This is a genomic window from Sutterella sp. KLE1602 (assembly GCF_001578585.1).
GTDB classification, from domain to species: domain Bacteria; phylum Pseudomonadota; class Gammaproteobacteria; order Burkholderiales; family Burkholderiaceae_F; genus Sutterella; species Sutterella wadsworthensis_A.
The window spans coordinates 1-13,047 of record NZ_KQ968487.1; the positions used below are offsets into that span (position 1 = coordinate 1).

Genomic DNA, 13,047 nt, shown 5'->3' on the forward strand with positions numbered 1-13,047 from the left:
TCTACGGCGTGCCGGACGATCTGCTCGTCATCGATCTTGCCGAACTCTACCCGCAGCTGAAGGAGCTTCGCCTTCGCGGAAAGCTTGAGGGCCGACGCGTCGTGCCCTATGACGACCGCGCAACCATTCAGAAACGCACGGATCTTGCGCCCCGCGCCATCGCCTGGGTGAACGATCCCGTCGACGCCTTCTTTCTCCACATTCAGGGCTCGGGCCGCATCAGACTCCCCGACGGCACCTTCATGCGCGTGGGCTTTGCCGACCAGAACGGCCGCAAGTACCACTCGATCGGCACCTGGCTCATCCGCGAAGGCCATCTGAAAAGCCACGAGCTTTCCATGCAGCGCATCCGTCGCTGGGCCCGTGAAAATCCTTCTCGTGTTGACGAGGCCCTCGCCCAGAATCCCAGCTACGTCTTCTTTGAAGAACGCAAAGGCTCCCCCGATCTCGGCCCGCTCGGTGCTCAGGGCGTGCCCCTTACGCCTGAAGCGAGCGTTGCCGTCGATCTTCGCTACTGGCGCCTCGGCACTCCCTTCATCGTCGACGCCTCTCAGGCCTCCCCCGCTCTGAAGATCGTGCGCCCCGTCATCGCACAGGATACGGGCGGCGCCATTCGCGGCATCATCCGCTTCGACTACTTCTGGGGATTCGGCGACAAGGCCGGCGAGGCTGCTGGCCGCCAGAAGAGCAACACATTCTCCTGGGTGCTCGTACCCAACGGCATGAAGCCCGAGGACATCATGGTCCGCCGCTGACGCCGAAGGGCAGGCCGCAAAGACAAAAAGGGAGGCGTTCGAAACGTCTCCCTTTTTGTCGTCAAAAACTTCGAGGCTTATTCCACCGTCGAGACGAGCTTCTCGAACTGAGAGGCCGCCATGGCGCCCGTCACCCTGTCGCCGCTCTTGAAGAAGAAGGTCGGCGCGCCTGTCACGTTGAGGCGATTGGCCAGCACGAGGTTGCGCTGCAGCATGCTCGTGTCGCAACCCGCCAGAACGGAGTTCGGACGCACATTGTTGCCCATCCATTCATGCCAGGCCTTGGCGCGATCCTTGGCGCAAACGATCTCGCGGGCATTCGTCTCTCCGCGCAGCATCGGCGTGATGAAGGTGTAGACCGTCACGTTGCCCACCTGAGCATAGACCGACTCCATGGCGCGGCAGTAGGTGCAGTTGGCGTCGGAGAAGACGACAACCTCGCGCTCACCCTTGCCGAAGACCTGTTTGACAGCATCCTGAAACGGCCATTCCTTCCAGCGCTCGCGAGACCGCTCGCGAAGACGTTCATTCGTAAGGTTCGTCTGCTTGACCGTATCGATCAGGCTGCCGTAGAGCACGTAGCGCGCCTGATCATCGACATAGAACACCCTGTCCTGAACCACGACCTCCCACATGCCGGGCACGGGCGACTTCTGGACAGCGTCCGCCTTGAGGCCGGTCGTCTGCATGAGCGCATCCTCGACACTCTGGGGCGTTGCTGCAAAGACGGTGACGGCAAGGCCCGCACATAGGGCTACAAACAAACTCTTCTTAAGCATGATGTTCTTCAAGATCTCTTCGTTGATCAATTGTCGGAGCGGGCTGAACCGCCTTCTCGGAGTCTACCCGAACGGCACGCGCCTCAACACTTTCTTTTTGACATCCTTCCGGGTGTGAATACCCGGGTTTCCTCGTATTCGCGTCAAGACGCGAAGAAAAGGACGGTTCCTGCCGCTGACTTGTTGCCAAGTTCACTTGACGGGCGAACTGAGCCTGTCCGGCTCTTCTTCAGCACGTTGAGTGCACCTGCGACGTCCGCGTTTTCAGTGCAGCCGCAAAGTTGGCAACCGAAATGCGCCTGCGCAGGTCGATTTGTTGAACTCGTGTATCCGCACCTGGGACGAGTCTGGCTCGTGTACTTCGGATCGACGAGGATGAGCCGTCCGTCGGCCTTGAACAAGGCCCATTGGATGGCCATCCTCATACCATAGGGCGCAACGCGTGCCAAAGAACGGTTCAAGCCGCTCTTCTGCTTTAGGTTCCTGCCCGGATCCTTAACAGTACCTTCAGCAGACTTGGTCATGTTCTTCAGATTCATAACCTTCCTTTCTGGAAACCGCTCAGGACCGGATTATCCGCGCAGTCCACTGCACCACACGCGCTTCGCCTGCCCTCCCGCATCGAGCAAGTACGCCGTACATACCAAATTTACGGTACAATCCACCTCTTTTACGACCGTACTATTGCCTTTTTCGAAAGGCGGGCATATAATGGTCGTCTAATTTGCGCGGCTGGGTAGCTCAGTTGGTAGAGCAGCGGATTGAAAATCCGCGTGTCGGCGGTTCGATTCCGTCCCCAGCCACCACAACCTTCGTGGGGCGCGGATTGACAATTTGTCCTGATGGCTGGGTAGCTCAGTTGGTAGAGCAGCGGATTGAAAATCCGCGTGTCGGCGGTTCGATTCCGTCCCCAGCCACCATACTGCAAGAAGCAGACTGTGAAGACGGCCTGCTTTTTTTGTATCCACAGTTTCCCCTTCCCTCCGCCCGGACGGCAAAAACGGACGCGCCTCCCGGCCACGTCCGTTCTCTCAAGGATTCCTCCCCGATTGTCAGCCCGTCATCGGTCGCAATATCGCTCCCAGCCCTTTGCGCGAAGCTGACAGGCAGGACACGTTCCGCAGCCGTAGCCCCACTCATGAACGTGCTCATGATCGCCCAGATAGCAGGTGTGCGTGTCAAGACGGATCAAGTCGACCAGTTCCCTGCCACCAAGCGCTTCCGCTAGCATCCAGGTCTGAGCCTTGTCGAGCCACATGAGGGGTGTCTCAATGACCATCGGCGCATCGAGGCCAAGCGAAAGCGAGACCTGCAGGCTCTTCAATGTGTTGTCGCGGCAGTCGGCATATCCGGAATAGTCGGTTTCGCACATGCCGCCCACGAGCGTTTCAATGCCTCTTCTGTAAGCGAGCGCGGCCGCAAACGTGAAGAACAGAAGGTTCCTTGCGGGCACAAAGGTGTTGGGGATGTTGTTCTCCATGAAGCGAAGCTCCTGTTCGCGCGTCAGCGCGCAGTCGCTGATCTGGCCGAGAAGCCCCATGTCCAGCATGTGGTCCTCGCCGAGCCTCTGCACCCATTCGGGCCTGAAGGCGCGGAGCTTCTCGAGCACGGTCTTCCTGCACTCGAGCTCGACCGCATGGCGCTGACCGTAGTCAAACCCCAGAGTCTCCACCCTCTCGAAGCGCGAGAGAGCCCATGCAAGGCACGTCGTGGAGTCCTGGCCACCGGAAAAGAGAACCATGGCCGCGCCCCTGCGGGCGGGCTGCATTGCATTCGTTTCACTCATGATTGTTGTGCGTTTTTCTTCAAGCTGTCCTTTTCATAAGGCAGGAGTGCGGCCACGCGGCTTCGCACCGCAAGGCATTCACGGACGTGCTGCTCTCCGAGCCACTTGACGAGGCCGTAGGAGAGAGCCGCCGCAGCACCCTGTCCGACAATCGGCACCCAGCGGGCGGTCTTTCCCGCGCACCATCGGCTGCCGAGCTGCTTCGCAATTGTAAGCGCTGCGACGCCCGTCACGGATTTGCCCGCCATCACGGCGCCGACGCCCGAAAGAGCCTCGTAAACCGCCACGCGCTCCTCCATGCCGAGCCTCTCGATCTGATCGGGACTCAGGCAGAAGGCACGGTTGACGGCGTTCATCATGCTCACCAGCACGCCGACATCCACCGCCACATCGAGCCCCGGCAGCGGCACAAGCACGGCGCCTGCGCTCAAAAGCGCGCGCCGCTTCACTTCCTCGCGGGCCCGCCTGGCCGCCAGCGCCAGTTCACCCGCCGCGGGATCCGCCCACTCATCACGCATGACGCTCCTCCTGCAAGTGCTTCCTTCTTAAGCTATACACAACGTTGAGCCCTATATAATTCGTGCATTATTAAACATTGTTGCAACTTTTTCGTTGCGCTCCTCTTTCCCATCCCCGACGCGATGCATCTTCTTGCTATAGGTCTCAACCATACTACCGCTCCGGTTTCCGTCCGCGAGCGCGTAGCCTTTGGTCCCGAAGAAATCGCCGAAACCATCGGCCACATGCGCGAGCGGTTCTCCAGCACGCAGATGGGCGGCATTCACGAAGCCGCCATTCTGTCCACCTGCAACCGAACCGAAATCTACTGCGCCGCCGAAGACACGGACGCCGCCAGAGACTCCGTGCTCGGCTTCATCTGCGAACGCAAGAACGTCAGCCGCTCCGAACTCGAGCCTCACATCTATACGTTCACGCAGGAAGAGGCCGCCAAGCACACCTTCCGAGTGGCCTCCGGCCTCGACTCCATGGTGCTCGGCGAAACACAGATCGTCGGTCAGATGAAGAAGGCCGAGAAGATGGCCCGTGACGCACACGGCCTGGGCACGATGCTCAACCATCTTTTCCAGTCCACCTTCACGGTTGCCAAGGAAGTCCGCACCGCCACCGCCATCGGCGCCAACTCCGTGAGTCTCGCGGCCGCCGCTGTGCGCCTGGCGCTTCGTCTCTTCGGCAGCCTCAAGGACGAGCGCGTCCTCTTCGTGGGTGCGGGCGAAATGATCGAGCTCTGCGCAGCCCACTTTGCCGCGCAGCAGCCCAAGTCCATCACGATCGCGAACCGCACGCTCGAGCGCGGTCAGGTTCTCGCACGCACCGTGCACGCCGACGCCATCCGTCTTGCCGACCTGCCCGAGAAGATTGCCGGCTACGACATCATCGTCTCCTGCACGGCCTCCGCCCTGCCGATCATCGGTCTGGGCATGATCGAGCGCGCCATCAATGAACGCAAGCACCGTCCGATGTTCATCGTCGACCTTGCCGTTCCCCGTGACGTCGAGCCCGAGATCGATCGTCTCGACGACGTGTACGTCTACACCGTCGACGACCTCGGCAAGGTGGTCAACCAGGGCATGGCAAGCCGACAGGCCGCCATCACCCAGGCCGAAACCATCATCAGCCTGCGCATGAGCGACTTCGCCGAATGGCTCCGCCAGCGCGAGACCGTCCCCTTCATTCAGTCGCTTCGCGACCGAGCGCACCTTCTTGCCGAAGCCGAGCTCGCGCGCGCCCTGCGCCACCTCCATCACGGCGACAGCCCCGAGGAGGTCCTGCAGATGCTCGCCTACGGCCTCACCAACAAGCTCACGCACGATCCGACGATCCTGCTGCGCAACGGCGAGGGCCTCGACGACGAGGACCGCGATCTCATGGAGCGCCTGCTCAACCGCTTCTACCGCCGTCACGACCGCTGAGGCGGACAACCCTGACACACCAAGAGGAACCTGCGGGTTCCTCTTATTTTTTTGATATTCTTTAGGCCTGAATTCTCCGGCTGCACGACTGCGGCCCACACGCCTTCATCGACAGACAACGCCATCATGATCAACGACAACATGCGTTCCAAACTCCGCCAGCTTGCCCGCCGTCTCGAGGAAATCGACGGCATGCTCGCCGACCCTGCCTGCGCCAGCGACATGTCGAAGTTTCGCGCACTCACGAAGGAGCGTGCCGACATTGAGCCCGTCGTGAAGAAGCATCTCGAGCTCGAGTCCGTCGACATGGACATCAGCACTGCTCAGGGAATGCTTGAGGACCCCGAAATGAAGGCGTTCGCTCAGGAGGAGATTCTGGAGGCCCAGAAGAAACTCGAAGTCATCGAGCACGAGCTTCAGATCCTGCTTCTGCCCAAGGACCCCAACGACAGCCGCAACATCTTCCTTGAAATCCGTGCGGGCACAGGCGGCGACGAGTCCGCCCTCTTTGCGGGCGACCTTCTGCGCATGTACCTGCGCTATGCCGAAGACCACCGCTGGCAGACGGAGATCGTCTCCAAGAACGACAGCGAGCTCGGCGGCTACAAGGAGGTCATTGTCCGCATCATCGGCGAGGGCGCCTATTCCAAGCTCAAGTTCGAGTCCGGCGGTCACCGCGTGCAGCGCGTGCCTGCAACCGAAAGTCAGGGGCGCGTCCACACGTCCGCATGCACCGTCGCCGTTCTGCCCGAGCTTGATGAAATCGGCGAAGTGAACCTCAACCCAGCCGACCTTCGCATCGACGTCTTCCGTGCCTCGGGCGCCGGCGGCCAGCACGTTCAGAAGACGGACTCAGCCGTCCGAATCACCCACCTGCCCACGGGCATGGTCGTCGAGTGTCAGGACGAGCGAAGCCAGACCCAGAACAAGGCGCGCGCCATGGCCGTCCTTGCCTCCCGCCTCCATGCCGCCCAGGTGGCCGAGCAGCAGGCCAAGGAGGCGAGCGAGCGCAAGAGCCTGATCGGCTCGGGGGACCGCTCCGAAAGAATCCGCACGTACAATTACCCTCAGGGCCGCGTGACCGACCACCGCATCAACCTCACGCTCTATCGCCTTGAGGCTATCATGAACGGTGATCTCGAGGAGATCATCACGGCTCTGACCACACAGCACCAGGCGGAGCAGCTCGCCGCGCTGGCCTAACAAAGTACGTATCGCGTCATGAACGAAGTCAAGCTCAACACCATCCGCGCCCTGATCGGCGAAGCGACCCCCAAGATCGGGCGCTTCGAGGCGATGATCCTTCTCGCCCACATTCTGGGCAAGCCCAAGGAATATCTGATCGCCCACGATGACGAAGAGCTTCCCGACACCACGCTCATGACGTTCGACGTCTACGTTTCCATGCGCCTTGACGGCGTGCCCGTCGCCTACCTTACCGGCCGTCAGGAGTTCTTCGGCCGTTACTTCACGGTCGACCACAACGTTCTCATTCCGCGTCCCGACACGGAGGTCCTCATTGAGCAGGCCCTGATCGTCGCCCCCGAAAAGCCCGAGATCCTCGACATGGGCACGGGCAGCGGCTGCATTGCCGTGACGCTCGCCAAGGAGTGCCCCGGGGCGCGCGTGACCGCCACGGACGTCTCCGAAGAGGCTCTCGCCATTGCCCGCGGCAACGCCGAGGCGCTGGGCGCCGAAGTCGAATTCCGCAAAGGCTCCTGGTGGGAGGCCGTCCCCGAAGGCGCACGCTACGATCTCATCGTGAGCAATCCCCCCTACATCCGCAGCGACGACGAGCATCTGCCCGCCCTTCGTCATGAACCTCAGGGAGCCCTGACCGACAGTGGAAACGGCCTCTCCTGCCTCGAGGAAATCGCAGCCCATGCGATGAGCCACCTCCGCCACGGCGGCTGGCTTCTCGTCGAGCACGGCTGGGACCAGGCCCCCGACGTCGCCGCACTCTTCCGCTCCGTCGGTCTAGCAGCGGTCCGAACCGTCCGCGACTACGGCGGAAACGACAGGGTGACGATGGGACGAAAGGCCGACGACTGAGTCAGGTCGACCGCGATTCAAGGCTCCGCACAAACAAGCGGGGCCTTTCTTGTGTCGGCCCTTGGGCAAAAGAAATCCCGCACCGCCTGAGACGGTACGGGATCCGAATTTGGTGCCTTATCTGCATATAAGATCGTTGCACCGCAACGATTTTAAGAGAAACAGGCTATTTTGGTACGGTATTTGGTACGGTACGGCGCGCGTCACCCTCCGAAAACGGCACGAAACTAGGGTTTTCCTCTAGGGCCGTATCAAGGTCTTGGAGAGGCGGCATTGCCAAGAGAAGGCAACCACGATAGGCCACCGTCTCCTACAGGCACCCCTTCATTGTGAGTTGCTTTGCACCCGGCACCCGCATCATGCTCCGGCCCCACCCTCTTGCCGATACATAAAAAATGCCTCTCAGCTATCAAGCCGAGAGGCGCCACTTTTTACCCCTTACACCCTAGGTCTTTGTCATTTTTTCGGTTTATCCGGTTTATCGGTTTGAAGGCCTGTGGCACAGGCCTTTCGAGGAAGCGTGCCATTTTTCGACCGGTTTATCAGGTTACAAGGCTGTGCCACAGTCGATTGCACGATTCTCCTCATGGCTTTTTTGCGCATTTCACAAACCGCACCCTTTGAAAAATAGGTTTCCGCTAGGAAATCCGCCACCTTCGCAGAGTATGAACCTTCACGAATAAAAATGTACCTCCCGTGGATAGGAATACCGAGAAAGGTATCAGCACTGCCGTTATGCTGGAATTTCCGGCCATTGTTGGAAAGCAAATAGCCCATGGCCATCATTGCCCGTCCGATTTCCGCAGCATTCCGGCCGCACGCCTTTTTCCATCCTTCGCCCGTCATGAGCACCAGCGCGGGAGCCCCGCGCCCCTCCCCGCCATCTACCGGCATATCTGAGACCACATCCCCATAGAATGGCGTCGTGTATTTGGCCTCAATCCTGCCGCCGTCCGGCATGTGATAGGAGAAGTTCTCAGGATAGGAGTCAATGAGCTGGAAGGGTATTTCACAAAGACGCCCGGCCCTATCCTCGCTCGTTTCAAAGTCCGCAAGGAATGACCGGAAGCATGCGGCCGCATACTGTGACGCCTCGCCCTGATTCCACGGAAGGACGCCGAAGGCTGCTGCCAGCTCCCCGGCGGCCGCCACAAGCGCGAAGCGTTTTGCTACTCGCCGGGTTTGAGAGGAAAGGACATCCGCACCGCTGGACTCAATCCATTCTTTCATCATTCGACGCAACTCCTCGGACATGCGCTCGGCCCCGCCGAGAGACTGGACGCGCTCCACCAACCTAGCTAGGAAAGCCGGGCCTGCCGTGCCATAGATGCGGGCCGCATTGTGTGCGAACGACTCCGCCAACGCCTCCGGCGTCATGCCCTGCGGAACAGTCTCAAACACGCCGAAGGCGCCTCCCTCCGGCACCGCCGGAATGTTCGCCATTCTGACATTGGCCCCAGTGGCCACCTCTTTGCCGTATTGAGCCGCAAGCTCATCGGCCGTCAGCTCCCCGGTACTCGCGTAAAGCGTGCGCCACGTCAGCGGCTTTTGAGCCTTTAGACCGCGCGTTTGTCTGCGCTTTCCTGCGCCGTTGGCAAGCATGTACAACGCCTGCTCGACGCTTCTCTCGGCCTGTTTCAGCTCATCAAGGATCAACGGCAAATCGGTATGAGCGGCTGCCACGGCTTCCAAGCCGTTATCGGTAGACCTCCACGAAGCCAACTCCCCGCAGCCCTCCACGGCCTGCGCCCACACGGAACACAACGCCTTCATTGCCGTCGATTTGCCTTGAGAGGATTTCCCCACGAAGTGAAAGCCGCCGCTGCCCTCATCCGTGAAAGCCAGCAACGGGGCCGCAAACGCTATGCAGATAGCGAAGGCAATACGGGACGAATGCCGGGCATCCATGCCAATGGTTGCTTTCCACTCCTCAAGCGTCCCCGCCTGCGAATACATGGGCGCTCCGGTATCGTCGCCCGGCGGCTCCACCTTCACGCCGTCAGAAGGAATGCCGACGGCCCCGGCAGGCAGAACAAACACGCCTCCCCGCTCGAACCATCCGTAAGAATCGGCGGCCGTGAATTGCTCCATCACAGGCGCGTTCAACAGGAAGTCAACCAGCTGCGCATTGCCGCCCTGTTGAGTCACGCTATAGAGCGGCAAGCCGTCATCTAGAAGGCGCTTGCAGACCGCCCCGGGATTGCCGCCAATGTCCGATAGGTCAAGCATGAGCCTATGCGTGACGCCGCGCCTATCCTTGAATCGTACTAGACGCTTGAAGCCCTTCCCGTCACGATTGCACCCTTCGGACACGACTTCAATCCACCCGCAGACCGGGGCCGGGGCCTTATCGCCAATGGCCGCCCTCAGGCCGCCGGAGCCGGCGAAAAACGTAGTGCCCTTCGGAGACTTAAAAAACCGTTCGCTAGTCACGGGATCAATGCTCCAACCGGGTACAATGTCATCAACAGGGTTTGGAAATTTTTCCGCTTCGCAGGCCGCATTCGTTTGAGTGTCGGCCTGATTTTTTTCGATCAGCTTCACGGCAATTCTCCCGTAGCTACGTAGTAATCATTCCAATCGGTCGGGGCCTTATCCGTCCCCGTCCTTTCCTTGAATGCCTCAAGCAATTCGCCGGCGAAGGCCGGAAGCTCAAGCCTGCCGCCGCACGCCTCGGCCGCCTTCCGGGCATCCTTCTCACCATTGCCCACATCAGAGAAAACGACGAATTGTCGTCCGGGCCAATGCCGGGCAAACCATCCTGCAACGCGCGGCATGTTCCCGCAGCTCATAGCAGCTACGCATGGAATGCCCCTCACAAGGTCAATGCTTAACGCCGTGGCCACGCCCTCAGCAATGCCGATAGTCATGGACTCCCCAATGAGGCGGGTAGACCACCACGCCCCGGCCGTCGGAGCCTTCGGAAGAAAGGACTTGTGCCCGGCTGCGTCTATAAATTCAAGCGTGCCTAATTGGCCTTCATTCCACATAGGCACCACCAGCACGTGGCCCGTCATCGGGTGCCATTCAGGGGAGCGGTATCCAATGCGCTGGAAGCCGAAGGCAGTGCGATACCCCCTATCGGCTAGAACGGCATTAGCTACAGCTACATCAGCCTCATACATGGGCCCGACGGGCCTCACACGCTTTCGCGTCAGGTAGGGATGATCGTCAACACGGGCACAAGCCTTAAGGATCAATTCCGCCGTGTAATGGCCTTCAATGGCCCGCGCCTTCTCGGCCTCAGCTTCAGCCGCCTCGGCAATCTCTCGTTGGTACTGGAGCCGCCGTTTCTCAATCGCGGAAAGGCGCTGCCCGGCATCCTCTCGCCATACGGCCATCAATGAGGATTTGAAATTGAATACTCGGCCGCCGCGCCCGTCACTGTGAAAGCTCACACGACCGGCATCATTTCGACCGCCTCCCAGCACGCTAGCCGGGATGTAATAGCTACCGCTTCTCGCGTTCGGAAGGCGGGATGCGTCGACCTCCACGGCCTGCGCCGCCTCAGCCAATGACGGGAAGAAAAATCCCGGCCCGCCTACCCGTTCAAACTGTCCGGAATGATTAATCATGGTTCCCCTCCTTTTGGCGTTCGGATTCTTCCCAGCGGCTCAAGCGTTCGATCGTCTTGATCTCGACCGCCTCATCAATGGCCGCCATGATCGTGGCAATGAGTTCCCGAGCGTCATTTACGCCATGAGGATCAAACACAGCCAACCGAATGAGTTCACGGTCGGCCATGTTCAGCGCGTAGGACTTTTCGCGCAAGACACTTTCCTCATACCGTTGGTACTCAGTCACCAGCGCACAATGTGCGTTTTCAGTGGATACACTTCGGTCTTTGATAGGACTCATATCAGCCCTCCTTAGACGTGTTCACAGGGGTTTTGCCTTCGCTCTTGCGCGGGTGCCGAAGCATGTACCGGGCGTTCTCAGCTTCATTCAGTGACGAATGCACGCATGCGGTCAAATCCGAAAGCGAATACACCGCATCGGCAATCTCTGACTCAGTGGCATACAAAACGCCTTCCGGATTCTGTGCACGAAGATAGAGATAATCCGCCACGACATTGAGCATCGAGCCGATCGACTGGAGGGCGGTAAACGCATCACCCTCGGCGAGGGCCACACGCTTGGGATCACGAGAAGCCATTGCGCTCATCACGGCATAGAATGCGCCACGATCCACGCCCCCGGCGATCTCATCATGTTGATTGAGTTCAGCCATGACGCGCCTCCTTCAGGTTTTGACCGGCGGGAAGGCTTTCGACCTCACGGCAGAAGGCGATCAGTTCGGCCAGATAGTCGGAGACCCGGGCGCGCAGCTCGGCACGGGCCGCAACGGACGGCAGGAAGGCAGCCGCACGGTATGCGACCTGAGCGCGCTGGAAAATGCCCTCGACGCCATCGGCTACATCGGCAAAGGTGTTGACCTGCGGACGCTCCTCGACGCGCTTGTGGCACGACTGGACGGGCAGGAAGGTAGGTTCAGGTGTGGAGGGGAATGCCGTGGATACATTACGGCTTAGAGTTCGCATCATGGCTAATGCTCCGTGTACAGCTTGTAAGAACTGCCCATCCTTCCTACGGGGTGGGCAGGCCGTGCGGGTGTAGGAAGTACCGCGTACACGGAAGCGGCGGGCTCGAAAGCCCCCCGCACGGCTACCCATAAGAAACTGGGGATGCAATGCGCCCATGAATGCGGACGCAATAACGCCATGAATGCGACTACCGCCCAAAGAAACGCCACGTGCAAAACGGGACGTGGCGATAGTTCGCCGTGTACTAACTAGCAGGCTCCTACCCCTGCCCTCATTCTTGCGAACGAGTACGGACAGGATAGCACGCCAACGGACGATTGCACAAGGCGCCGATGCCCGGCTATTCTTCACGTTCAGGCCGTCTACCAGAGCACCGGCGTTTCCTCTGCTACCCCCCTTCGGAATAACGATGCTTTCCACGGCCTGCCCCTTTTCTAGTCTCAGCATTGCCCGCCCTCCACAACGCGCCTCACGACGCCAAAGATGCGAGGCAGGCGGCCACGATGTTCACGCCAATACATGAACGCGGCCAGCGCTACGGAGTCCACGCGATAGGTCAGGCAGCGCCCGCCGAAGCCACCTCGGGTAGTCTCCTCAACCAGCTCGGCATGATCCTCAGCATCAGGCATGACCTCAAGGAAGCGAGAGAAGGATTTACGCAGCACCGACGGCGACAGCTTATGAGCGTGCGCCACATCGGAGAGGGAGACCGGGTATTTGCACTCACTCATGCCATGCCCTCCATCAGAGCACGCGGACGGGAATCCATCCACGCGGCCAGCTCATCGGAGCGCCATGCCGTGCAAGTCGCACCCAGCTTCACGGGCTTAGGAAAGTCCGGATCATTGCGGGAGTATTCGTAGACCGTCGTTTTGGAAAGACCGGTGATTTCGCAAACCATGCGAAGCCGGAGGTAAAAGAAGGGAAATCCCGCCTTCTCCGAATGCTGCGCCGGTCGACCTTGGTCAAGGCCGTTAACCTCGTTTTCAGTAGGCTTTTTCTTTGTCATTGTTTTGACTCCTTAGAGCGTTTCGAACCGCGCAACCCTGCGCCGTCCACGAAGTCAACTCTATGGAGTAGCTACCGAAAAAAATAGACCGCTCCCACCTTTTGGACTATCAGGGAAGGGAGCTACCTTTTCCAATAAAAAAGGCACCCGCCTTTTTAAAGGGTTCATCTCGGAAGTCCGTGGAACGCGGC

General features: G+C 59.9%; 15 protein-coding genes and 2 tRNA genes. 6 read left to right on the forward strand and 11 right to left on the reverse strand.

Going from position 1 to position 13,047, the window contains the following annotated elements; translation table 11 throughout:
• Nucleotides 1-755: murein transglycosylase A (locus HMPREF3036_RS01050; RefSeq protein ID WP_197457915.1), on the forward strand; the 755-nt coding region annotated here is incomplete at its 5' end.
• A 77-nt stretch (nucleotides 756-832) separates the two neighbouring features.
• Here HMPREF3036_RS01050 and HMPREF3036_RS01055 read toward each other — a convergent pair.
• Nucleotides 833-1,534 carry a DsbC family protein gene (locus HMPREF3036_RS01055; RefSeq protein WP_005434360.1) on the reverse strand — a complete coding sequence of 234 codons (702 nt, stop codon included), beginning with the start codon at nucleotides 1,532-1,534 and terminating at the stop codon, nucleotides 833-835.
• A gap of 143 nt (nucleotides 1,535-1,677) precedes the next feature.
• Complete coding sequence (locus HMPREF3036_RS01060; protein ID WP_005434358.1) at nucleotides 1,678-2,073, reverse strand: zinc ribbon domain-containing protein; 396 nt, start codon at nucleotides 2,071-2,073, stop codon at nucleotides 1,678-1,680.
• 191 nt (nucleotides 2,074-2,264) lie between these two features.
• Here HMPREF3036_RS01060 and HMPREF3036_RS01065 point away from each other — a divergent pair.
• A tRNA-Phe gene (locus HMPREF3036_RS01065) sits at nucleotides 2,265-2,340 on the forward strand.
• 38 nt (nucleotides 2,341-2,378) lie between these two features.
• Nucleotides 2,379-2,454 (forward strand) — tRNA-Phe (locus HMPREF3036_RS01070).
• Between the two features lie 140 nt (nucleotides 2,455-2,594).
• Here the strand turns inward: HMPREF3036_RS01070 and queC are convergent.
• Both queC and HMPREF3036_RS01080 read right to left on the reverse strand, forming a co-directional pair.
• Complete coding sequence (queC, locus tag HMPREF3036_RS01075) at nucleotides 2,595-3,320, reverse strand: 7-cyano-7-deazaguanine synthase QueC (RefSeq protein WP_005434356.1); 726 nt, start codon at nucleotides 3,318-3,320, stop codon at nucleotides 2,595-2,597.
• A complete protein-coding gene (locus HMPREF3036_RS01080; protein ID WP_005434355.1) occupies nucleotides 3,317-3,838 on the reverse strand; it encodes a hypothetical protein in 522 nt (173 codons plus the stop codon). Before HMPREF3036_RS01080 ends, queC begins: the two co-directional genes overlap by 4 nt.
• 123 nt (nucleotides 3,839-3,961) lie before the next feature.
• Between HMPREF3036_RS01080 and hemA the strand changes: the two genes are divergently transcribed.
• The 3 genes from hemA to prmC all read left to right on the forward strand — a co-directional run bounded on the left by hemA (nucleotide 3,962) and on the right by prmC (nucleotide 7,303).
• A complete protein-coding gene (hemA, locus tag HMPREF3036_RS01085; RefSeq protein WP_005434353.1) occupies nucleotides 3,962-5,251 on the forward strand; it encodes a glutamyl-tRNA reductase in 1,290 nt (429 codons plus the stop codon).
• A 129-nt stretch (nucleotides 5,252-5,380) separates the two neighbouring features.
• Nucleotides 5,381-6,454 (forward strand): peptide chain release factor 1, encoded by a 1,074-nt coding sequence (prfA, locus tag HMPREF3036_RS01090; protein WP_196793849.1) that lies wholly within the window; start codon nucleotides 5,381-5,383, stop codon nucleotides 6,452-6,454.
• Between the two features lie 18 nt (nucleotides 6,455-6,472).
• Nucleotides 6,473-7,303: a peptide chain release factor N(5)-glutamine methyltransferase gene (gene prmC / locus HMPREF3036_RS01095; RefSeq protein ID WP_005434350.1), complete on the forward strand. Its 831-nt coding sequence runs from the start codon at nucleotides 6,473-6,475 to the stop codon at nucleotides 7,301-7,303.
• A gap of 456 nt (nucleotides 7,304-7,759) precedes the next feature.
• On the opposite strand, the gene HMPREF3036_RS01100 is transcribed toward prmC, so the two are convergent.
• The 7 genes from HMPREF3036_RS01100 to HMPREF3036_RS01130 all read right to left on the reverse strand — a co-directional run bounded on the left by HMPREF3036_RS01100 (nucleotide 7,760) and on the right by HMPREF3036_RS01130 (nucleotide 12,856).
• Nucleotides 7,760-9,847 carry a DUF927 domain-containing protein gene (locus HMPREF3036_RS01100; protein WP_062330893.1) on the reverse strand — a complete coding sequence of 696 codons (2,088 nt, stop codon included), beginning with the start codon at nucleotides 9,845-9,847 and terminating at the stop codon, nucleotides 7,760-7,762.
• Entirely contained in the window at nucleotides 9,844-10,878 is a 1,035-nt protein-coding gene (locus HMPREF3036_RS01105) for a toprim domain-containing protein (RefSeq protein ID WP_062330895.1), read from the reverse strand. The genes HMPREF3036_RS01100 and HMPREF3036_RS01105 overlap by 4 nt, the downstream gene beginning before the upstream one ends.
• A complete protein-coding gene (locus tag HMPREF3036_RS01110; RefSeq protein WP_156469705.1) occupies nucleotides 10,871-11,074 on the reverse strand; it encodes a hypothetical protein in 204 nt (67 codons plus the stop codon). The genes HMPREF3036_RS01105 and HMPREF3036_RS01110 overlap by 8 nt, the downstream gene beginning before the upstream one ends.
• Nucleotides 11,075-11,162: 88 nt before the next feature.
• Nucleotides 11,163-11,534, reverse strand: coding sequence for a hypothetical protein (locus tag HMPREF3036_RS01115; protein WP_062330901.1), 372 nt, complete (start codon nucleotides 11,532-11,534; stop codon nucleotides 11,163-11,165).
• On the reverse strand, nucleotides 11,527-11,847 hold the full coding sequence (locus tag HMPREF3036_RS11785) for a hypothetical protein (RefSeq protein ID WP_156469706.1): 321 nt from the start codon (nucleotides 11,845-11,847) through the stop codon (nucleotides 11,527-11,529). The genes HMPREF3036_RS01115 and HMPREF3036_RS11785 overlap by 8 nt, the downstream gene beginning before the upstream one ends.
• A gap of 440 nt (nucleotides 11,848-12,287) precedes the next feature.
• On the reverse strand, nucleotides 12,288-12,578 hold the full coding sequence (locus HMPREF3036_RS01125) for a hypothetical protein (protein WP_062330907.1): 291 nt from the start codon (nucleotides 12,576-12,578) through the stop codon (nucleotides 12,288-12,290).
• On the reverse strand, nucleotides 12,575-12,856 hold the full coding sequence (locus tag HMPREF3036_RS01130) for a helix-turn-helix transcriptional regulator (RefSeq protein ID WP_062330909.1): 282 nt from the start codon (nucleotides 12,854-12,856) through the stop codon (nucleotides 12,575-12,577). The genes HMPREF3036_RS01125 and HMPREF3036_RS01130 overlap by 4 nt, the downstream gene beginning before the upstream one ends.
• Nucleotides 12,857-13,047: the final 191 nt, after the last annotated feature.